Origin of the sequence: Pseudomonas sp. TCU-HL1 (genome assembly GCF_001708505.1) — a bacterium.
Taxonomy (GTDB): domain Bacteria; phylum Pseudomonadota; class Gammaproteobacteria; order Pseudomonadales; family Pseudomonadaceae; genus Metapseudomonas.
On the sequence record NZ_CP015992.1, the window covers coordinates 943,739 to 964,734 of the forward strand.

At 64.1% G+C, this 20,996-nt stretch carries 18 protein-coding genes; 12 read left to right on the plus strand and 6 right to left on the minus strand.

Features of this window, described 5'->3' with window-relative positions; genetic code table 11:
- Positions 1-87 precede the first annotated feature (87 nt).
- The 3 genes from THL1_RS04360 to amn all read left to right on the plus strand — a co-directional run bounded on the left by THL1_RS04360 (position 88) and on the right by amn (position 3,989).
- On the plus strand, positions 88-759 hold the full coding sequence (locus tag THL1_RS04360) for a TetR/AcrR family transcriptional regulator (RefSeq protein ID WP_069082114.1): 672 nt from the start codon (positions 88-90) through the stop codon (positions 757-759).
- The gene (locus tag THL1_RS04365; protein WP_069082115.1) at positions 737-2,386 is read left to right on the plus strand and encodes an acyl-CoA dehydrogenase family protein; all 1,650 of its coding nucleotides are present in this window, start codon (positions 737-739) and stop codon (positions 2,384-2,386) included. The genes THL1_RS04360 and THL1_RS04365 overlap by 23 nt, the downstream gene beginning before the upstream one ends.
- Positions 2,387-2,507: 121 nt before the next feature.
- Positions 2,508-3,989, plus strand: a complete 1,482-nt coding sequence (gene amn, locus THL1_RS04370) for an AMP nucleosidase (RefSeq protein WP_069082116.1) — start codon at positions 2,508-2,510, stop codon at positions 3,987-3,989.
- Positions 3,990-4,252: 263 nt separating this feature from the next.
- On the opposite strand, the gene THL1_RS04375 is transcribed toward amn, so the two are convergent.
- Positions 4,253-5,299 (minus strand): MBL fold metallo-hydrolase, encoded by a 1,047-nt coding sequence (locus tag THL1_RS04375; protein WP_069082117.1) that lies wholly within the window; start codon positions 5,297-5,299, stop codon positions 4,253-4,255.
- A 149-nt stretch (positions 5,300-5,448) separates the two neighbouring features.
- Here THL1_RS04375 and THL1_RS04380 point away from each other — a divergent pair, with 149 nt between their 5' ends.
- Positions 5,449-6,015, plus strand: coding sequence for a pseudouridine synthase (locus tag THL1_RS04380; protein WP_069082118.1), 567 nt, complete (start codon positions 5,449-5,451; stop codon positions 6,013-6,015).
- 187 nt (positions 6,016-6,202) lie between these two features.
- Here the strand turns inward: THL1_RS04380 and THL1_RS04385 are convergent, their stop codons facing one another.
- The 4 genes from THL1_RS04385 to THL1_RS04400 all read right to left on the minus strand — a co-directional run bounded on the left by THL1_RS04385 (position 6,203) and on the right by THL1_RS04400 (position 8,950).
- Complete coding sequence (locus THL1_RS04385) at positions 6,203-6,406, minus strand: DUF2788 domain-containing protein (protein ID WP_069082119.1); 204 nt, start codon at positions 6,404-6,406, stop codon at positions 6,203-6,205.
- 176 nt (positions 6,407-6,582) lie between these two features.
- The gene (locus THL1_RS04390) at positions 6,583-7,062 is read right to left on the minus strand and encodes an Lrp/AsnC family transcriptional regulator (protein ID WP_069082120.1); all 480 of its coding nucleotides are present in this window, start codon (positions 7,060-7,062) and stop codon (positions 6,583-6,585) included.
- 469 nt (positions 7,063-7,531) lie between these two features.
- Entirely contained in the window at positions 7,532-8,419 is an 888-nt protein-coding gene (locus THL1_RS04395) for a cation diffusion facilitator family transporter (protein WP_069082121.1), read from the minus strand.
- Positions 8,420-8,530: 111 nt separating this feature from the next.
- Positions 8,531-8,950: a polyribonucleotide nucleotidyltransferase gene (locus tag THL1_RS04400; RefSeq protein ID WP_069082122.1), complete on the minus strand. Its 420-nt coding sequence runs from the start codon at positions 8,948-8,950 to the stop codon at positions 8,531-8,533.
- A 127-nt stretch (positions 8,951-9,077) separates the two neighbouring features.
- Here THL1_RS04400 and hrpB point away from each other — a divergent pair, with 127 nt between their 5' ends.
- Entirely contained in the window at positions 9,078-11,600 is a 2,523-nt protein-coding gene (gene hrpB / locus THL1_RS04405; RefSeq protein ID WP_069082123.1) for an ATP-dependent helicase HrpB, read from the plus strand.
- A gap of 292 nt (positions 11,601-11,892) precedes the next feature.
- Here hrpB and THL1_RS04410 read toward each other — a convergent pair whose 3' ends face one another.
- Complete coding sequence (locus THL1_RS04410; RefSeq protein WP_069082124.1) at positions 11,893-12,843, minus strand: LysR substrate-binding domain-containing protein; 951 nt, start codon at positions 12,841-12,843, stop codon at positions 11,893-11,895.
- 232 nt (positions 12,844-13,075) lie between these two features.
- Here THL1_RS04410 and THL1_RS04415 point away from each other — a divergent pair, with 232 nt between their 5' ends.
- From THL1_RS04415 to THL1_RS04445, 7 genes are all read left to right on the plus strand, one after another.
- Entirely contained in the window at positions 13,076-13,975 is a 900-nt protein-coding gene (locus THL1_RS04415; RefSeq protein ID WP_069082125.1) for a LysR substrate-binding domain-containing protein, read from the plus strand.
- Positions 13,976-14,289: 314 nt separating this feature from the next.
- On the plus strand, positions 14,290-15,204 hold the full coding sequence (locus tag THL1_RS04420) for an amidohydrolase family protein (RefSeq protein ID WP_069082126.1): 915 nt from the start codon (positions 14,290-14,292) through the stop codon (positions 15,202-15,204).
- Positions 15,205-15,223: 19 nt separating this feature from the next.
- The gene (locus THL1_RS04425; protein ID WP_069082127.1) at positions 15,224-16,132 is read left to right on the plus strand and encodes an amidohydrolase family protein; all 909 of its coding nucleotides are present in this window, start codon (positions 15,224-15,226) and stop codon (positions 16,130-16,132) included.
- Positions 16,133-16,320: 188 nt separating this feature from the next.
- Entirely contained in the window at positions 16,321-17,718 is a 1,398-nt protein-coding gene (locus tag THL1_RS04430; protein ID WP_069082128.1) for a UbiD family decarboxylase, read from the plus strand.
- Positions 17,715-18,350: a UbiX family flavin prenyltransferase gene (locus THL1_RS04435; RefSeq protein WP_069082129.1), complete on the plus strand. Its 636-nt coding sequence runs from the start codon at positions 17,715-17,717 to the stop codon at positions 18,348-18,350. The genes THL1_RS04430 and THL1_RS04435 overlap by 4 nt, the downstream gene beginning before the upstream one ends.
- 12 nt (positions 18,351-18,362) lie before the next feature.
- A complete protein-coding gene (locus THL1_RS04440) occupies positions 18,363-19,433 on the plus strand; it encodes a CobW family GTP-binding protein (RefSeq protein WP_069082130.1) in 1,071 nt (356 codons plus the stop codon).
- Between the two features lie 205 nt (positions 19,434-19,638).
- The gene (locus tag THL1_RS04445) at positions 19,639-20,979 is read left to right on the plus strand and encodes a nucleobase:cation symporter-2 family protein (RefSeq protein WP_069082131.1); all 1,341 of its coding nucleotides are present in this window, start codon (positions 19,639-19,641) and stop codon (positions 20,977-20,979) included.
- Positions 20,980-20,996: the final 17 nt, after the last annotated feature.

Sequence of the window (20,996 nt, forward strand, 5' to 3'; positions counted from 1 at the left end):
ATGTATGCCACCAAGCGCGGCATTTTCATCACTTCCTGCAAGGTCTGAATGCTGGTTCACTGAAAGAAGTGAATCAGGATTCAGATCATGGCCTATCGCACCACAGCAGCTCGAATCGACCGTGACCAGGCATTGCGCAGCCGCATCCTGGCCTGCGCGCATGCGCGGGTAGTCGAGGGTGGGTTCGCCGCGCTGACCATGCAGACGCTGGCAGAAGATGCCGGCATCGCCACCGGCAGCCTGTACCGCCACTTCGGCAACAAGGGTGAGCTGGCTGCCGAAGTCTTCGCCCGGGCCAGCCAGTCCGAAGTAGACAGCCTGGCCGAGGTGCTGCGCGGCGAAGGGGGCGCGGCCGAGCGCCTGATTCGCGGCTTGCGCCAGTTCGCCGCGCGCGCCTGGCACAGCCGGCGCCTGGCCTTCGCGCTGATCGCCGAGCCCGTGGACCCTGAAGTGGACGAGCAGCGCCTGCTCTACCGCGAGGCCTACGCCGAGCTGTTCTGCCACCTGCTGGAGGACGGCCGTGCCCGTGGCGAATTCCAGGTGCCCTCCGTTCCTCTTACCGCAGCCTGCCTGGTCGGCGCCATCGCCGAATCCCTGGTAGGGCCGCTGTCGCCCCCGGCACGTGCCATGCGCGAAGCCGGCCATGCGCCGGACGACCTTGAAGCCGTCTGCGCCAATCTCGTCACTTTCTGCCTGCGCGCCCTGGGCGCCAGCCACACTGCCCTGGAGGCCTGCGATGAGTCTGCACGAGTTCGCTGAAACCCATGAAGTCTTCAATCAGGTGCCGCCACTGGATGGCACCAACCTCTACCGCGTCGACCTGCCGCTGCAGGAGTGGGTACGCCGCTACCAGGGCAGCTGGGCCGAGCAGCGTCTGGAAACCTACGGCACCCTCGCGGGCGGGCCGCTGATGGCGGCGGGCTTCCTTGCCAATGAGAACAAGCCGGTGTTCAAGAGCCACGACCGCTATGGGCACCGCATCGACCTGGTGGAGTTCCACCCGGCGTATCACGAGCTGATGCGTGCCGCCATCGAGCACGGCATCCCTTCCATGCCCTGGACCGATCCTCGCGCGGGCGCCCAGGTTGCGCGTGCCGGCCTGAGCTACCTGCACAGCCAGGCTGAAGCCGGCACTGGCTGCCCGCTGACTATGACCTTCGCCAGCGTGCCCGCCTTGCGCCTGCAGGCGGACATCGCCGAAAAGTGGCTGCCGAAAATCCTGTCCACCGAATACGACCCACGCAACCTGCCCATGGAGCAGAAGGCCGGGGTCACCATCGGCATGGCCATGACCGAGAAGCAGGGCGGCACCGACGTTCGCGCCAACACCACCCGCGCCCATCCGGTGGGCATCCCCGGTCCGGGCCAGGCCTATGAACTTGTGGGCCACAAGTGGTTCTGCTCGGCGCCCATGTGCGATGCGTTCCTCACCCTCGCCTACACGGACAAGGGGCTGTCCTGCTTCCTCCTGCCGCGCCACCGCCCGGACGGCAGCCGCAACGAGTTCTACATCCAGCGCCTGAAGAACAAATTGGGCAACTGGTCGAATGCTTCCAGCGAAGTGGAGTATCGCGGTGCACTGGCCTGGATGGTTGGTGAGGAAGGCCGTGGCGTGCCAACCATCATTGAAATGGTTTCCCTGACGCGCTTCGACTGCATGATCGGCTCCAGCGCCCTGATGCGCCAGGCCCTCACCCAGGCCGCTCACCACTGCGCCCATCGCAAGGTCGGGGGGCGTGTGCTGGCCGAGCAGCCGCTGATGCAGAACGTGCTGGCCGACCTCGCCCTGGAAAGTGAAGCTGCCCTGGCACTGACCATGCGCATGGGCCGAGCCCTGGACAATTCCCACGATGAACAGGAGGACAAGTTCGCTCGCCTGGTTACCGCCGTGGGCAAGTACTGGATCTGCAAGCGTGCCCCCGCGATGATCAACGAGGCCGCAGAGTGCCTGGGGGGTGCTGGCTACGTTGAAGACACCATCCTGCCGCGCTTGTACCGTGAAGCACCGGTCAACTCGACCTGGGAAGGCTCGGGCAACGTGCAATGCCTGGATGTGCTGCGCGCCCTGTCCAAGGAGCCCGGCGTGCTTGACGCCCTGTTCACCGAACTGGGTGACGGCCACGGCGATGCCCGCCTCGCGTCCTTCATCGGCAACCTCAAGAAAGGCTTCGCCGACACGGGCGACATCCAGTTCCGTGCCCGCCAGCTCACCGAAGACGTGGCTGTGGCATTGCAGGCCAAGCTGCTGCTGGAAGCAGGTAACGCCACCGTTTCCGACGCCTTCATCGGCAGTCGCCTGGAGGGCCATGGCCGGGTCTATGGCACCTTGCCCCGCGGCGTCGATGCCGAGGCGCTGGTGGCCCGTTCCATGCCGCATCTGGTTTAAGCGGTCGGCTCGCGTCACCCACCCTCGCGGCGGGTGATGCGAGTGGTCGCGCATCCTGCCTATTCGTTCTATGCCTTTGCCTGTCCAAGCAGGCAAGATAGGTCCAGAGCGAACAGAAAGGATGCCGACCGTGAGCCTCGAACCGACTGATTTTGTGATTGCTGAAACCGCCGAGGAAGCCGTCGATCGACTTGCCGAGCTGCATCGGCAGGCCACGGGTGCCCTCAGTCAGGCGCTGAAGCGCTACATCAAGGAACGCATCGAGCCTGATGCAGCGCAGCGTGCGCTGTTCCGCTACCCGCTGCTGCGCATCACCTACCGCTGCCAGGGCGAAGTGCCCTCCACTACCCGCGCCTACGCCAAGATCCAGGTGCCGGGCAATTACAGCGTGACCGTCACCCACCCGGACGCCTTCCGCAAGTACTTGCTGGAGCAGCTGCGCCCCCTGATGCACGACTTCACCGTGCAGGTAGAAGTGGGCATCAGCCAGCAGAACATCCCTTACCCCTACGTGGTGGAGCAGGGTGACGAACTCGCCGGCTCCGGGGTGACCGCCGCTGAACTGGCGCGGGTGTTCCCCAGTACCGACCTTTCCGCGGCCACCGATGGTGTGGCCGATGGTCTTTACGATTGGGAGAACGCCGACCCGCTGCCGCTGGCATTGTTCGATGCCGCGCGCGTGGATTTCTCCCTGCGTCGCCTCGTGCATTACACCGGCAGCGACTGGCGCCACGTGCAGCCCTGGATACTGCTGACCAACTACCACCGTTACGTCGACCAGTTCATCCGCCACGGCATTGACCAGTTGCGCGAAGACCCGCGTTTCGTGCGCATGGTGTTGCCGGGCAACGTGGTGGTGGAGCGCGGCATGGACGAGGGCGAGATGCAGGCCATAGTCGACGGCGTGGTCTGGCACCGCTACCAGATGCCGGCCTACCACCTGATTGCGGCCGACGGCCACGGCGTCACGTTGGTGAACATCGGCGTCGGGCCGTCCAACGCCAAGAACATCACCGATCACCTGGCGGTGCTGCGTCCGCATTGCTGGCTGATGATCGGCCACTGTGGTGGCCTGCGGCAGTCGCAGACCATCGGCGACTATGTACTGGCCCACGCCTACATGCGCCGCGACGGCATCCTCGACCGTGTGCTGCCGCCGAACATCCCGCTGCCGGCCCTGGCCGAAGTGCAGCAGGCGCTGCAGGAGGCCGCAGCACAAGTTACCGGCGAGCGCGGCGAAGACCTCAAACTCCGCCTGCGCACCGGTACCGTGCTCACCTACGACGACCGAAACTGGGAACTGCGCTGGGCCCAGGAGCGACCGCTGATCAACCTGTCGCGGGCGGTGGCGGTGGATATGGAAAGCGGCACGGTCGCGGCGCAGGGTTACCGCTTGCGAGTGCCGTACGGCACCTTGCTGTGCGTATCCGACAAGCCGCTGCATAGCGAGATCAAACTGCCCGGCTCGGCCAGCGCCTTCTACCAGCGTGCGGTGAGTCAGCATCTGCGCATCGGCATCGCGGCCCTGGACTTGCTGCGTACGCAGCTCAATGCACTGCACTCGCGCAAGCTGCGCAGCTTCGACGAACCGCCGTTCCGCTGACACCAGGCAAGAAAGAGGGCTGCATCTCGTGGCCCATTTTCATTTGAACTTGGGAAACCACGTTCTTGGGGCGTTGTTTGTAGGGTGCGCCGCGCGCACCAGCGGTATTTGGGCCACGGTTGTCTCCCATCTATCCCGGCTGAACACATGGCGCACCCTACGGTGGGGAGTGCCGCGATGTCATGCCGAGGTTTGAGCTGGACCTCTCGCCCCCTTCCAGGGGGCCAAAAGCAAGTTCACGTTCTACGAGCGTGAATGTTTACTCATGGCGCCATAGGTGGAATCAGCCACTGATACCCCGGCGTCGGCACGCGGAAGACGTCCACCTCCACCTGCCAGTCGGTCAGCGCCTTGCCCAGGTCGCGCGGCGGGGCGAACTGGCCTTCGTCGGTGAGGTTGAAGGTGCCGAAGTGGATCGCCAGGCTGCACTGCGATTCCAGCTGCTTGTGGGCCTGCACCGCATCGTCCGGGTTCATGTGATTGTCGCGCATGAACCAGCGCGGCGCGTAGGCGCCAATCGGCAGGGCCGCGAAGCGCATCGGTCCGAACCGCTCGCGAATCAGGCGGAACTCCGGCCCCAGGCCGGTATCGCCAGGGAAAAGGAAAGGGCCGTCGGGCGATTCGATCACAAAGCCCATCCATAGCGTCTCGTTGGCGTCGCTACGGGTGCGCGCCGACCAGTGCTGGACCGGCACCGCGTGCAGTTTCAGGTCGCCCGCCAACGGCAGCTCCTGCCACCAGTCCAGTTCGATGACCTGCTTGAAACCGGTCTCTCGGATCAGCATCCCGTTGCCCAGGCCGCTGACCACGGTGGCCCGCGGGAAGCGTTCCACCAGTCCGCGCAGGCTTTCCAGGTCGAGGTGGTCGTAGTGGTTGTGGCTGACCAGGATCAGGTCGATGGGCGGCAGCTGGTCCAGTTCGAGCCCTGGCGGATGATGGCGTTTGGGACCGACGAAGCTGAAGGGGCTGACCCGCTGCGACCAGACCGGATCGGTGAGGATATTCAGGCCGCGATGCTGGATCAGCAGGGTGGCGTGATTGATGTAGGTCACCCGCAGCTCATCGCCTTCCACCCGCACAGGCACGTCGGGCGGCACAGCCGGGCCAGGCTGGTCCAGCCATTCCGCCTGTTTTTCGCGGCTGAGCTGCCAGCGCAGGAAGGAACGCAGGTCCTTGTGCGGCTTGGGCTCGAGGTTACGGAAGCGGCGGCCGTCGAAGTTGTTCGAGGTCGGCCCGCGGTACGGCGATCGGTGATAGCCGGCAAGGGTCATCAGGTTGATCAGCCAGGTGGGGCGCAGGGCACGCGGCATGGCGTTGCGTTCTCTCTTGCGGCAGGAAGGCACTCAACCTAGCATGCCTCTCCCATTCCCAGACCGCCAACCCGTTTCCAGGCATGTCGCGCCCAACTCGCCCCTCTCGCCCCGCTTCCCGCCGTCCTGGCCCCGCAGCTCCTCGTCGCGTGGCCAAGGCGCCGCCGGTCGAACCGCGTCTGCTGCTGTTCAACAAGCCCTTCGACGTGCTGACGCAGTTCAGCGACGGCGAGGGCCGGGCGACGCTGAAGGACTACATTCCCATTCCCGGTATTTATCCCGCAGGGCGCCTGGATCGCGACAGCGAAGGTCTGCTGCTGTTGACCAATGACGGCCGTCTGCAGGCGCGCATCGCCGATCCAAAGCACAAGCTGCCGAAGACTTACTGGGTGCAGGTGGAGGGGGAACCCAGAGAAGAGCAGCTCCAGCGCCTGCGCGATGGCGTCGAACTGAACGATGGGCCGACCTTGCCGGCCGAGGCGCGATTGCTGGACGAGCCGCACCTGTGGGAGCGCAACCCGCCAGTGCGCTTCCGCAAGAGCGTGCCGACGGCCTGGCTGGAGCTGGTGATTCGAGAAGGGCGTAACCGCCAGGTACGGCGCATGACCGCTGCAGTGGGCTTGCCCACCCTGCGCCTGGTGCGGGTACGTATCGGACCCTGGGGCCTCGACGGGCTGGGGCTGGGGGAGTACCGCGAAGTGCCGGCGAAGCTCTGAACCGAGTTGCTGCGCGTCGGCGATACTGCGTTGCTCACAATCTTGAAAACCGCTTGCGGCTAGCGCACTTCTGTGCGGCCCCAACGGGGCGAGCAAAGCGAGTAAATGCTCATTTACAGTCGTAAACTCCGCTTTCTCGATTGTGAGCGCCTTGTCTCGCTCTAGCTCGCGAGCTCGGGCTGGAGGCTTAAAAGCCTTCCATGCCGCCGATAACCAGCGTCTTGATCACGAAGCCCAGCACGCCCAGGCCCAGGGCGAGGAACAGGATCATGGTGCCGAAGCGCCCGGCCTTGGACTTCTTGGCCAGGTCCCAGACGATGAAGGCCATGAAGGCCACCAGGCCGGCGATCATCGCCGTCATCATCAACTCTTCGAACTTTTCCGGGCTCATTGCATACCTCAAGGGCTGAATACAGGCTGCACCTGCGCGGCCGAAAGGCCGGGCGGTAGGCGGGCGGTGCGCTTGTGATTCTGCGAGCCGGAAGGCTCTTATGGGGCGGGGCCGCGCGGGGGGGTACAGCAAAGCGCGGCGATTATACGCCAAGCCGTCTTCCGCGCGAGGGCCGTTCAGCTGCGCAGATGGCCCAGGGGCAGCTCGGTGCTGCTCAGCACCTGATTGAGCACGAAGCTCGACCGCACGCTGGTAACCCCTTCGATCCGCGTCAACTGGCCGAGCAGGAACTGCTGGTAGTGATCCATATCGGGCACCACCACCTTCAGCTGGTAGTCCGCTTCCATTCCGGTCACCAGGCTGCACTCCAGTACCTCAGGGCACTGGCGGATGACTTCCTGGAAATGCTCGAAACGCTCCGGAGTGTGCCGGTCCATGCCGATCAACACATAGGCGGTGAGGCTGAGGCCCAGCTTCTTGCGGTCCAGCAGAGCGACCTGGCGGACGATGTAGCCGTCGTCCTCCAGCTGTTTGACCCGCCGTGAGCAGGGCGACGGCGAGAGGCCGATGCGTTCGGCCAGCTCTTGATTGGAGATGCGCGCATCGCGTTGCAGTTCGGCGAGGATCTTCAGGTCGTAGCGATCGAGTTTTTCCATTGTGCGCGCCATGCTTTTGGTTAATTGCTGAAAATATTGCTTAGTTGGTGATTGGTTGCGCAAGTTACTCTTTGTTGAGCAATCTTAGCAATCATTCGTCGCGCGCCACGACGTAAGATTTCTCTCAGTTTCACGGCCCGGACAGCATGTCCACCCGACCCGCCCAATCAGGTGCGTCGGCGCCGCCGATCCAACCGGATCGAGCAGGCCCCCGGGTCCGCGCTGCCCAATCAGGCAGGCGATGACAGCGGCGACACAATCGCCAGCACAGGACGAATTTCCCGAAGGGGGCCCCGCGGTATGGGGCTCCCTTTTTTATTGCGCGTGGAAACGTCAGACCGGCAGGAACACCAACAGCAGACTCCGGGCCACCAGCCCGAGCAGGACAGTGGCGGATAACGACAGCGGCATCGCAGACTCTCCTTCTTGTCATGGAAGGAGGCAATCTGAGATTTTCAGGGCAATTGCTCTAGTCGTGCTTCACCACTTCGCTGGGGTCGGCATGCACCAGCACTTCGGCGCGGGGGTACTGCGCGGTGATGGCGTTCGCGGCTTCTTCGCAGAGAGCGTGGGCTCGGGAAAGGGGCAAATCGCCGGGAAGTTCCAGGTGCAGTTGCACGTACCAGTGGTTACCGGAAATCCGCGTGCGCAGGTCATGTGCGCCGAGCACGCCGGGGACGGTGCAGGCCAGGCGATGCATATCGGCGCTGATCGCCGGCGTCAGCTCTTCGTCCATCAACACCGAGATCGATTCGCGGGCGATGCCGATGGCGCTCCACAGGATGTAGCCGGCGATGCCCAGGCCGAACAGCCCGTCGGCCCGCTGCCATCCCAGGCTGGCCAGCAGCAGGGCGACGAGGATGCTGCCGTTGAGCAGCAGGTCGGAGCGGTAGTGCAGCGAATCGGCGCGGATGGCGGTGGAGCCGGTGGCGCGGATTACCCGGCGCTGCAGCATCAGCAGGCCAGCCGTGAGCGCCAGCGACAGGACCATCACGCCGATGCCGAGCAGTTCCGCCTCCAGCGGTTGCGGGTCGTTCAGGCGTACATAAGCCAGGGCCGCCACCAGCATGGCGCTCACACTGATGAACAGCGCCTGGGCCAGGCCAGCCAGGGCTTCCGCCTTGCCATGGCCGTAGCGGTGGTCGTCGTCAGCCGGCTTGAGCGCGTAACGCACCGCCAGCAGGTTGAGCAGCGACGCCGCGCTGTCCATCAGCGAGTCGGTCAGGCCGGCCAGCAGGCTGACCGAACCACTCATGGCCCAGGCGATGGCTTTGGCGATTACCAGGGTAATGGCGACGGCAAGGGACGCGCGGGTCGCCAGGCGCAGCAGGTGCGCGTGCTGCGCGGACGAGGTCATGCAGGCTCCGGTTTGAAACAGGTGAAATCCACATCCAGCCGGTCATGGGGCTGCGGCTCCCGGCGTACCCGCGTGAGCCAGATGCGATCCACCGCAGCCAGATGGCGCATTTCAGGCTGCCGGGCGCAGGCCGAACGCGGCCAGTTGCTGCAGGTTGCCGCTGCGCTGCAGCAGGTGCGGGTTGTCCAGCGGCAGGTCGTGGCCGGTTTCACGGGCGATGATCGACTTCAGGCGCACCGGGTCGACCTTGCCGTCGGCGGTGATGGCTTCCTGCAACTTCTCGGGCGCGATCTGGGCGTTCTGTCCCCCAGGCAGGTAGATGGCACCGGTGGCGAAGTCGACGGCGAAGGCGATCAGGCCGGGAATCACGAAAAACAGGATGCCGATGGCATCCATGGCCGCTACCGCCGGGTCGATCTTGCCCTCGATCTGACCGCGACGGTCTGGGTAGAAGAGGGTGCCGCAGGCGGTGAGCTGGGTGAACAGAGCAGCGGCGACGGCGCCGCCGATCCAACGGGAAGCAATGCGCATAAGCATCTCCTGGTCGAAAGAGCGCAACTATACCAAGGCGTCCGTTGCAAAACTGCCTGGTTCATTTAAGACCCCGGCAAGGAACTGGCGGTTCGCCGGTATACTTTCGCGCCTGCCTGGAGTTCCCATGAATCCGTTACCCATCGATGCCGTCCTGCCCGACCTGCGGGCCGCCCTGCAGTCCCGCCACGAAGCCGTGCTGGAGGCGCCGCCCGGCGCCGGCAAGACCACCCGCGTGCCGTTGGCCCTGCTGGGCGAGCCGTGGCTGGCCGGGCAGAGCATCCTGATGCTGGAACCGCGCCGCCTGGCCGCCCGGGCCGCCGCCGAGCGCCTGGCCAGCGAACTGGGCGAGTCGGTGGGTGAAACTGTTGGCTATCGCATCCGCCTGGAGTCCAGGGTCGGGCCGCGTACCCGCATCGAGGTGGTGACCGAGGGCATTCTTGCGCGCCGGTTACAGGACGACCCGGCGCTGGAAGGCGTCGGCCTGGTGATATTCGATGAATACCATGAGCGCAGTCTCGACGCCGATCTGGCCCTGGCCCTCTGCCTGAATGGGCGTGCCCTGTTGCGCGACGAGCCGCCGCTCAAGGTGTTGCTGATGTCCGCCACCCTGGAAGGTGAGCGCTTGTCGCGTTTGCTGGAGGAGGCCCCGGTGGTGCGCAGCGAGGGCCGCATGTTCCCGGTGGAGCAGCGCTGGGGCCGCCCCACCCAGGTGGGCGAAGCACTGGAGCCGCGCGTAGTGCAGACGGTTCTCCAGGCGCTGGCCGACGAGCCGGGCAGCCTGCTGGTGTTTCTTCCGGGCCAGGCGGAAATTCGTCGCGTCACCGAACAGCTGGGCGAACGCCTGGACGGCCACGATGACATCCTGCTCTGCCCGCTGCACGGTGACTTGGACCTGGCCGCCCAGCGCGCCGCCATCGAGCCGGCACCGGCCGGCAAGCGCAAGGTGGTCCTCGCCACCAATATCGCCGAGACCAGCCTGACCATCGACGGCGTGCGCGTGGTCGTGGATGCCGGCCTGGAGCGGGTACCGCGCTTTGACCCCGCCAGCGGCATGACCCGCCTGGACACCCAGCGCATTTCCCGTGCCTCCGCCACCCAGCGCGCCGGCCGTGCCGGTCGCCTGCAACCGGGTGCCTGCTATCGCCTCTGGTCAGAGGCCCAGCACGAACAACTCGTCGCCCACGGCAGCGCGGAAATCCTCCAGGCCGACCTCGCCGGCCTGGCCCTGCAACTCGCGCGCTGGGGCGTTGGCGATCCTAATGAACTGGCCTGGCTCGATCCGCCGCCGGCCGCTGCCTATGCTCAAGGCCGCGACCTGTTGCAACGTCTCGGCGCCCTGGGCGAGGACGGCAGCCTGACACGCCACGGCCAGGCGATGGCCGAGCTGCCGGCTCATCCGCGTATCGCCCACCTGCTGCTGCGTGGTCAGGCCCTTGGGCTTGGCGCCCTGGCGTGCGACCTCGCCGCCCTACTGGGTGAACGCGACATCCTGCGCGGTGGCGGTGCCGACCTGCATGGCCGCCTGGCCCTGTTGGCGGGAGATGACAAGGTAGCGCGCAGTGCCCGTGGCGGCGTGCAGCGTGCCCGGCAACTGGCCCGGCAGTTCCGCTCCTACTTGCGCGGAGCGGCCAGCGAACCGGTGGCTGATCCCGGTCATCCGCGCTGGCTGGGGTGCCTGCTGGCCTTCGCCTACCCGGACCGTATCGCCCAGCAGCGCCGCGCCGGTGGTGCCGATTACCGCCTGGCCAACGGCCGTGCGGCCATCTTCGGCGAGCCCGATGCGCTGATGAAGGAAGCCTGGCTGGTGATTGCCGACCTCGGCAGCCGCCAAGGCCAGCGTGAAGAGCGCATCTACCTGGCTGCCGATCTCGATCCGGGGCTGTTCGAGGGCCCGCTGGCCGAGCAGGTCAGTCGCCAGGATCTGCTGGACTGGGATGAACGTGAAGGTGTCTTGCGTGCCGAACGCCAGCTCAAGGTCGGTGAACTGGTGCTGGCCCGCGAGGCACTGGCCGAGCTGGACGAGGACGCACGTGGGCGGGCGTTGCTTGGCCTGGTGCGGCGCAAGGGTCTGGAACTGCTGCCGTGGGACGCAGAACTGCGCCAGTGGCAGGCACGGGTGGCGCTGTTGCGCCGTCTCGATCTCGCCGGCAAGGGCAACAGCGAGTGGCCGGACCTGTCCGACACGGCGCTGCTGGCCAGCCTGGAAGACTGGCTGCTGCCCTGGTTGGGCAAGGTCAGCCGCCTCAGCCACTTTGGCAACCTCGACCTGGCCGGCATCCTCCAGGGCTTGTTGCCCTGGCCGCTGCCGCAACGCCTCGACGACCTGGCGCCGCGCAGCCTGGACGTACCCTCGGGCTCGCGCATCCGGCTGGATTACAGTGAAGACATACCGGTACTGGCGGTTCGCTTGCAGGAGCTGTTCGGGCTGGCGGACACCCCACGGATCGCCGGCGGCCGCCAGGGCGTCAAGCTGCACTTGCTGTCTCCGGCCCGGCGTCCGGTGCAGGTCACCCAGGACCTGGCCAGTTTCTGGCGCAACACTTATGCCGAGGTGAAGAAGGACCTCAAGGGTCGGTACCCCAAGCACTACTGGCCGGACGATCCGCTCGTGGCCGAGCCGACGGCAAGGGCCAAGCCGAGGAAGTAGGGTTGGACCTTTATTTGGACGTGGTCATGAGTCACTGGCTCTGCCTGTGACGATTCGAGTCAGCGAACCAGCAGGAGGCTGCCGGTCCCGTAGGGTGCGCCGCGCGCACCGGGAGACGGACTCGGAGTCGCCACCATCGCCGTGGTGCGCATGGCGCACCCTACTGATGGGCACGGTGGCGGAGATCAGCTGGGTGCTGCGTGTGAGGATGGCCCCCGATGGTCTGGCTGGCCTGCTCAAGTCGTAACAGCTGGACGCTTACGGATCGGGAAAGCCAGCCCTGCCATGCAAATCATTGAACGGATGTTCGGCTGGCTGAAGGAGAACCGAGGAATTGGCACCCGCCGCGTTTCAGCTCACCTTCGACTGCAATCAGTTCACGCAACGTATCGAGAAACAGCTTCAGTACCGGTGAGTCATCGTCGGCACGGTAAATCGCGTACAGCGGTACTTCCGGCAGTGCAGGGGTCAGGCTTCGGAAAACCACGCCTGCAGGAGCGACCTGCTCGATGGATGCCGGAAGCAAGGCCACGCCAAAGTCGGCCTGTACCAGGCTGAGCAGGGTTTGCACTTCGGTTGCCTGCTGGCGGATCTGCGGGGTGAAGCCGGCTTGCACGCAGCACTGGTAGAGAAGCTTGGCAAAGCGCGATTGCTCAAGGTCGAGCGCTACAAAGGGTTCATCAGCCAGATCGGTCGTGGCGACCTGAGGGTGCCGCGCTAGCGGATGGCTGGCGGGTAGTACGACATGGATAGGTTCGTACATCAGCAGTTCGTTGCGCACATAAGGGTCGTCGTAGCCGACACGGAAAACGCACAAGTCAATGCGCTTCTCCTTGAGGGCTGCCACTTGCGCGACCGGCGTCATTTCCTGCAATCGCCAGCGAACGTCATGGTAGCGCTCGCGGAAGAGATGCAGCGCCCTTGGCAGCACACCGACCATCACCGAACTCATCATGCCTATTTCCAGTTCACCCAACTCGCCACGCCCGGTTTGGCGTGTCAGATCGAGTGCTCGTTTCAACTGCTCGAACACCAGGGGCGCCTGTTCCTTCAGGGTGTGCCCAGCGGCTGTGAGTTCGACCCGATGGTGGCTGCGTTTGAACAGCGGGGTGCCAATATCTTCTTCAAGAAGACGGATCTGTTGGCTAAGCGGAGGCTGAGACATATGCAGCCGCGTTGCGGCGCGCCCAAAGTGCAGCTCATCGGCGAGTACCGAAAAATAACGTAGCAGTCGCAGGTCCATGATCTGGTCCCCTGGCAAGTCCGCCCGTGCGCTTAGTCCCTGCGTGAGTGGCGTGGTAGGTTGTCGTTCTTCGTCGGGGGGGCATATGGCCTGGGTGATCAACTGCCCGGCTGCCGCAGCCCGCAGCTCCTGCTTTCACCGGGCTCGTCGTGAGACGTCTGGATACTCGCAAGCTATGGAAAACCGGGCCAGCGACGATTTCTGGCAACCTGCTTAAGTAGGACTAACTGCTATGTACAAAAGGTATCCGTCGGTCCAGTCGATGAGTGCGTTCCTTTCGGCTGCCCGCACCGGCAGCTTTTCCAAGGCAGCGCGCCAGCTCGATCTGACCAACAGTGCCATCAGCCAACAGATTCGCGCGCTGGAACAATTCGTTGGGCAGCCGCTATTCGTGCGAGAGGGAGGCAAGAGCAACCTGACCGACGCCGGGGCATTCTTCGCCAGTTTGTTGTCCGACGGTTTGGCGCAGATAGACCGGGCGCTTGCATCGGTGCAGAACGGCCATGTGCCGTTGCGATTGACGATCGACGTTGATAGCGAGCTCGCGCAGTGTTGGCTGAATGTGCGGCTGCCCCAGCTCCTGGAGGCTCTGCCCGGCCACGACCTGATGTTGTTGTCGATGCCTCGGGCCGAGCGCCCCTCATTCGAGCGGGTGGATATCGCCCTGCGCTACGGATATGGAGAGTGGGAAGACTGCGAAATCGCGCAGATTTGCGGCGACCGGGTGATAGTCGTGGCCGCCCCTGCGTTGCTTGAGCGCTATCAACTCGAAGCGCCGATATCTCCGGCCCAGGTGCTTGATCTACCGATGCTGGGTTATACACGCCGATCCTGGATACCCTGGCTAGGCGCTGCCGGGTTGCCGCCGATCGAGCCGGGCACGCCGGTGGTGTTCGATAACGTAGCCAACCTGATCGCAGCAGCCGAAGCCGGTGTCGGTGTCGGGTTGGTGCGTGGGTTGCTCGCTCACGACTCCCTGAGTGCTGGCCGCCTGGTGGAGCTGACCCGTACCGAAGTACCCGCACATTACAACCTCTATGCGGTCTGGTCGCATGATCAGGCGCAGAAGGTCGCGCCTGTCGTCGAGGCGGTGCGGCGCATGGTGGCCAGCACTTTCGAACCATCAGCCTGAATTGCCAATCCTGCTTGCGCGACCGTGCAGGCAGGCGCGCATCCATCCGGGCCAGCCGATGGCCCCTCCGACCGTCCCTTGGCATCCCCGGCGCCTGGCCGATATCCGTTAAGTATCAACAACGACGGCAAATAATATTGTACGGCTGCCTCTGGGGATTCCAATACTGCGCCCCAAGCAGCAGAGCACCACTCCTGCTTCATGCGACCCGGCGTGGGAAAGCGCAACGATGCGTTTAGCAATGGCCGATTGCACAAGTCGTACCTGCTGCGAACCGGAAGGATTCCTTCCCCGCAATATCAGGAGATCGAACTGTGATCATCGATATCAGTTGCTACCCCACCGATCTGGTGGATCTCGCCTGGCGGCACGACGGTGACCCATTCACCGGCGAGCGCCTGCTGGAGATGATGGACGGCCCCTACATGATCAACGGCAAGCCCCGCCGGATCGACAAGGCCTTCATCCAGCCGCCGCAAGGCAACACCATCTACACCTGGACCGACGGCGAGCTGTCTGGCCGCGAGTCCATCGACGCCTACATGGCGTACACCCTGAAGATGGTCCAGACCTACCCCGACCGTTTCATCGGCTGCTTTGTCTACAACCCGCGTTGCGGTGTGCAGAACGGCGTCGAGGCGATCGAGCGCTACGTCAAGGAACACGGGTTCAAGATGGTCCAGATGCAGGCCAACATGCATGCCTACCGTCCGGACCGCGCCCTCGACTGGGTACGCCCGGCCTTCGAGAAATGCGCTGAACTCGGCGTTCCGGTGAAGCTGCACACCGGTGATGGCCCCTACAGCATCCCGTCCGAATGGGTGCCGATGATCAAGGAGTTCCCCAACGTGGACTTCATCATGGCGCACTTCGGCGTCCAGACCGGCGGCGTATACGTGTTCGAGCCCATGCAATGGGCGATGGAGCTGCCCAACGTCTACTGCGAATCCGGCTGGTGCCTGCAATCGCGCATCGTCGAATTCGCCAAGGTGCTGCCCACGCACAAGATCCTGTTCGGCACCGATACCCCGCCGAACGAGCCGGGCATGTGGCTGCGTCTGCTCGAGGTGCTCTGCCATGAGCCGCCGCAGGGCCTCAACCTTGATGAAGACACGCTCGAAGATTATCTCGGCAACAACACCGCCCGGATGATCGGCCTGACGCCGACCAACCCGCCCAGGACAGTGGCCGAGGCCGAAGCGCTGCTCAAGCGCCCGGTCGGCGCGTGACCCGCCAGGAGACAGACCAATGATTATCGACACCCATCTGCACCCCACCAACCTGGTCGACGAGGCCTGGCGCCACACGGGCACGCCGTTCACTGGCGAGCGCATGCTCAAGTTGATGGACGGCCCCTACATGATCAACGGCAAGCCGCGCCGTATCGACATGGGCTTCATCCAGCCGCCGCCCGGCAATACCGGCTACCGCGACGGAAACCGTCGTGGTCGCGAGGGTATCCGTGACTACATGTCCTATATCGCCGAGCTGTGCATGGACTATCCGGATCGTTTCATCGGCAACTTCACCTTCAACCCGCGCTGGGGCCCGGAGAATGGTGCGGCTGAACTGGAATTCCACGTCAAGGAATACGGTTTCAAGATGCTCAAGCTGCACGCCAACATGCACGGTTACCGGCCGGACCGGGCGCTGGACTGGCTGCGCCCGGCGATGAAGGTCTGCGCCAAGTACAACGTGGTGGTGCTGATCCATACCGGCGATGGCCCCTACACCATCCCGACCATGTTCTATCCGATCATCCGCGAGTTCCCGATGGTCAACTTCATCATCGGCCACTTCGGCATCCAGACCGGGGGTAACTACTCGTTCGAGGCGTTCTGGATGGCCATGGACACGCCCAACGTCTACTGCGAGTCCGGCTGGTGCTTCCAGTCCCGCATCGTCGAGTTCGCCAAGCAGCTGCCGCGCGACAAGATTGTCTTCGGCACCGACTCGCCGCCCAACGAACCGGGCATGTGGCTGCGCGAGCTGGAGGTGCTGTGCTCGCCGGCGCCACATGGCCTGGGGATCGATGAAGACCACCTGGAAGACTACCTCGGCAACAACATTGCGCGTCTGGTGGGCATAGAGCCGACCAAGCCGCCGAAGGACCTGGCCGAGGCGGACAAACGTCTTACCGCCACCTACGTGAAGTGATGCGGTTCCTTTAAGGCGCGTAGCGCGGTCTCGGCTGATTCAACTTTTCCGTTCTCACGGCGGGAGAGGGTGGTGCTCGATGGGTGGACGCCGCCGGCCCCTGGCATGGGTCGGGCCGACGGTTTTACCCGAAATTGGGCATTCACCGAGCCAGTGGCCTGCGCGCCTGCTTTTTAGAGAGGTGCACCATGGTCTTCACCGTTCTCGGCGAAACGCAGGATTTCCACGATTTCGCCAATACCTACCGCCGTCTATACCCGGACGACGTATTGACCATCAGCGAAACGCTGTCCGCCGACCAGGATGTCACCGCTCTGGTCGACGTGCTGGCAAGCCAGGGGCGTCATCCCCTTCTGATCTGCGAGCGCGTCGGTGAACTGGGGGTAACGCTGGCAACCAACCTGTTCGCTTCGCGCACTCGCATTGCCCGACTGTTCGGCGTTGAGCCGGCACAGCTGCACGAGACGTTCCAGGCGCGTGCCAACAACCCGATCGCGCCCAGGTATGTCCAGCATGGCCCCGTGCTTGAGGAGATTTTCGAGGGCGAGGACGCCGATCTTGCGCTGCTGCCGATGATCAAGCACTTCGACAGTGACCGGGGCCCCTACGTGACCAATGCGGTCATCATCGCCGAAGACCCGGTCACCGGCGTGGCCAACATGAGTTACCACCGCTCCATGCGCCATGCTCGGCAGGCACTGGCCACCAGCCTGCACTCGCGTGGTCACCTGTGGCGCATGCTGCAGGCCGCCCGCGAGCGCGGGGACGAGCTGCATGTGGCGATGGTGGTCGGCGCCCACCCGATGTTCATGCTGGCGGCGGCAGCACGCCTGCCCTATGGCAGCGATGAGCGGGCCGTCGCCGGCGGGCTGCTCGGCGAGCCACTGGAGCTGGTTAGGACGCCGCGCTACGGAATTGGCGTACCCGCCTATGCCGAGTTCGTCCTGGAAGGCGCCATCGACCCGACCGCCTATGCCGAAGAAGGGCCGTTCGGCGAGTTCAGTGGCTACTCGTCAGATCGTTCGACCAACAATGTCCTGCGTGTCGATACCTTGATGTGCCGGCGGGACGCCTGGCTGGTGGATGTCGTCGGCGGGCGCTATGCCGAGCATCTGACGCTGGCCCGCCTGCCGCGCGAAGCCGAGATGAGCGAGAAGCTCAAGGCACGTTTCCCAGCGGTCACCGCGGTGCACTACCCCAACTCGGGGACGCATTTCCATTGCTACGTGGCGCTCGATCAAAGCCGCGACGGCGAGGCGCGGCAGATCATGCTGGCGCTGCTGGGATGGGACCCGTACCTGAAGACGGTGATCGCAGTGGACAGCGATATCGACATCAGTGACGACAGCCAGGTGCTCTGGGCACTGGCGACCCATTTCCAGCCTCACCAGGACCTGTTCGTCGTCGATGGCCTGCCCGGCAGTCCGCTCGATCCGTCATCGTCGGTCAACGGCACCACTTCCCGCATGGGCCTGGACGCGACTCGGGGCTCAAGCTTCGATGGTATCCGCGCGCAACTGGACGAAGAGGTTCTTGAGCGTGCTCGGGGTTTGCTCAGGGGATATCCGGTCGAGGGGCAGGCATGAACGCCCTGCTCGCGGCTATCGGAAGGCAGCGACCGCGCCTGGTAGTCGGTATCAGCGGCGCTTCAGGCTTCATCTACGGCGTTCGCCTGCTGGAGCTGTTGGCCGAGCTGGATGTCGAGACGCACCTTGTGGTCAGCCGCGCTGCACAGCTGACCATGGCCCACGAAACCGATTACAAGCTGGCCGATGTGGTCGCCTGCGCCAGTTACTACCACCGTTCCGATGACATCGCCGCCGGAATCTCCAGCGGCTCGTTCCGCTGCCTGGGCATGGTCGTTGCGCCCTGCTCGATGCGGACCCTGGCGGAAATCGCCACGGGCGTTTCTTCAAGCCTGATCACCCGGGCCGCAGACGTCACCCTCAAGGAGCGTCGTCCGCTGGTGCTGATGGCGCGGGAAACGCCCCTGACCCTGGCCCATCTGCGCAACATGACTGCTGTAACCGAGATGGGCGGGATCATCGCACCCCCAGTGCCGGCGTTCTATGCCCGTCCGGAAAACCTCAACCAGATGATCGACCACAGCCTGGGCCGTGTGCTTGACCTGTTTGGCCTTGACGCTGGAACCGCGCTGCGCTGGGGGGAACCCGAGACAGCCACACAGCAGCGCCTTGGCCAATCCACCCATAAATAACAAGGAGTTCCCATGAACCTGCCATTCAATGCCCCACGTCCCAACAACAAAATCCCGGTCACCGTGTTGACCGGATTCCTGGGAGCGGGCAAGACCACCCTGCTCAATTACATCCTGCGCGAGAACCATGGCCGCAAGATCGCGGTCATCGAGAACGAGTTCGGCGAGGTCGGTATCGACGGTGATCTGGTGCTGGCCTCGGAAACCGAGGAAATCTACGAGATGGTGAACGGCTGCGTGTGCTGCACCGCCGAGGTCCGTGAGGACCTGGTGCGCATCGTTCGGGAGTTGGTGGCACGGCCGGAGCGACTCGACCACATCCTGGTGGAAACCAGCGGCATGGCTGACCCTTACCCGGTCGCGCAGAGCTTTTTCATCGATGATCCGATTGCCGCCGAGGTCGAGCTCGATGCCATCGTCGCGATGGTCGACGCCAAGCACATCGCCCTGCACCTGGACGACCTGCAACTCGATGGACAGGACAACCAGGCGGTGGATCAACTGGTGTGCGCGGACCGCATCCTGATCAACAAGATCGACCTGGTGGATGACGCCGCCATCGCCGATCTGACGACGCGCATCCGTGGGCTCAACGCCACCGCCGAACTGGTGACCTCCACCTACGCCCAGGTCGACCTGTCGAAGATCTTCGGCATCGGAGCCTTCGAGTCCACCCAGAAACTGATGGAAATCGGCGAGCCGCAGGCGCACGACCACGACCACGACCATCATGACCATCACGAGGGCGAGCACGATCATCATGCCGACTACGAGCATGAGCACGACGCCAGCGTGAGTTCCGTGGGCATTGAAGTGAAGGCTGACATCGACCTGTTTGCCTTTCACCGCTGGATTGCCGAACTGCGGGATGAGCAGGGTGAAAACCTGTTCCGCATGAAGGGCATCCTGGCAGTCAAGGATCAGGACCAGCGCTACGTCCTGCAAGGCGTGCACAGCCTGATCGAGTTCCGCGCGGCACAGCCGTGGGGGAATCAACCCCGCTCGAGCAAGATTGTCTTCATTGGTCGCGACCTGGACCGGGAAGCCTTGAACGAGCGATTCCAAGCCTGCCTGGCCAGTTGAGATCGGTTTAGAGCCTTCGACGGAACCCGATGTAGCGGTCCCTATCGGTTCGCCGCCGCCTACCAGCGGCGGCATCGGGCCTTTGTCTTCGCCACAAGCGAAATGGCAACAGGTCCTTGGGGTGCAACAGTTGTCAGCGGCTCTTGGAAGACTGAGTGGGTATGCCTCTTAACAGTACAAAAACAAGATTCAGAGGAGTGACACCATGAATTCAGCTAGACATCCCGTAGACCAGATTCTGCCCTTGCGACAGATGCTCACTTTGGGCTTGCAGCATATGGCTATCTGCTACCTGGGTTCCGTTGCAGTGCCGCTGATGATCGCTTCGGCCCTGAAAATGTCGCACGCCGACACCGTGGTGCTGATCAGCACCACGCTGTTCTGCACCGGCATCGCCACCTTGCTGCAGACCGTCGGCTTCTGGAAATTCGGCGTGCGCCTGCCGGTGCTCCAGGGCGCTGCATTCAGCAGTGTCGGGCCGGTGATCGCCATTGGAACCAACCCGGAAGTCGGCATTGCCGGCGTCTGCGGTGCTGTAATCGGCGCGGGCGTCATCACCCTGCTGGCCGCCCCTTACGTCGGACGCTTGCGGCGGTTCTTCCCACCCGTGGTGATCGGCTGCATCGTCACCGTGATTGGTCTGCAACTGCTTCCCGTGGCCTACACCTGGGTCGGTGGTGGAAAGAATCACGTCAATTTCGGTGCGCCGGTCTTCCTCCTGGTGGCGGCGGTGGTGCTGGGTACCATCCTGGTGATCAATCGCTTCGGTAACCCGATGATGCGCAACCTGTCGGTGCTGATCGGCATGGTCGTCGGCACCCTGCTCGGTTGCGCGTTGGGCATGGGCGATTACGGCAAAGTCCAGGAGGCACCCTGGTTCACCGCGCCTTATCCCTTCTACTTCGGTATCCCGACTTTCGCTCTCCTGCCGATAGCCACCATCCTGGTCGTCATGACGGTGCAGATGGTGGAGTCGATGGGATTGTTCGTCGCTATTGGAGACATCGTCGAGAAGCCCATCAAGGAGAAGGACGTGGTCAATGGCCTGCGCGCCAATGGCCTGGCCAGCACCATCGCGGGATGCTTTGCCGCATTCCCGTTCATCGCCCATATGGAAAACGTCGGTCTGGTCATCCTCTCGGGGGTGCGCAGCCGCTGGGTCGTGGCCACCAGTGGGGTCCTGATGTGCCTGGTGGCACTGGTCCCCAAAGCGGGGGCGATCATCGCGTCGACACCCGCTGCCGCACTGGGCGGGGCTGGCATCGCGATGTTCGGCGTGGTCGCTGCCGCTGGTATCCAGACGCTGGCCAAGGTCGACTATCAGGGCAGCCGCTACAACGTGATGATCGTCGCGTTCACCATCGCGGTCGCGCTGGTGCCGGTACTGGCGCCGACCCTGTTCAAGCAACTGCCCGCGTGGAGCCAACCGTTCCTGCACAGCAGCGTGGTGATCGCCTGTCTGGTATCGGTGGTGCTGAACGTTCTGCTCAACGGTGTTGGCAAGCCGGGTGAGGCCGCGTTGGAGAGTGCGCCTCACATCCACTGAGCTCTCGCTCAGAACTA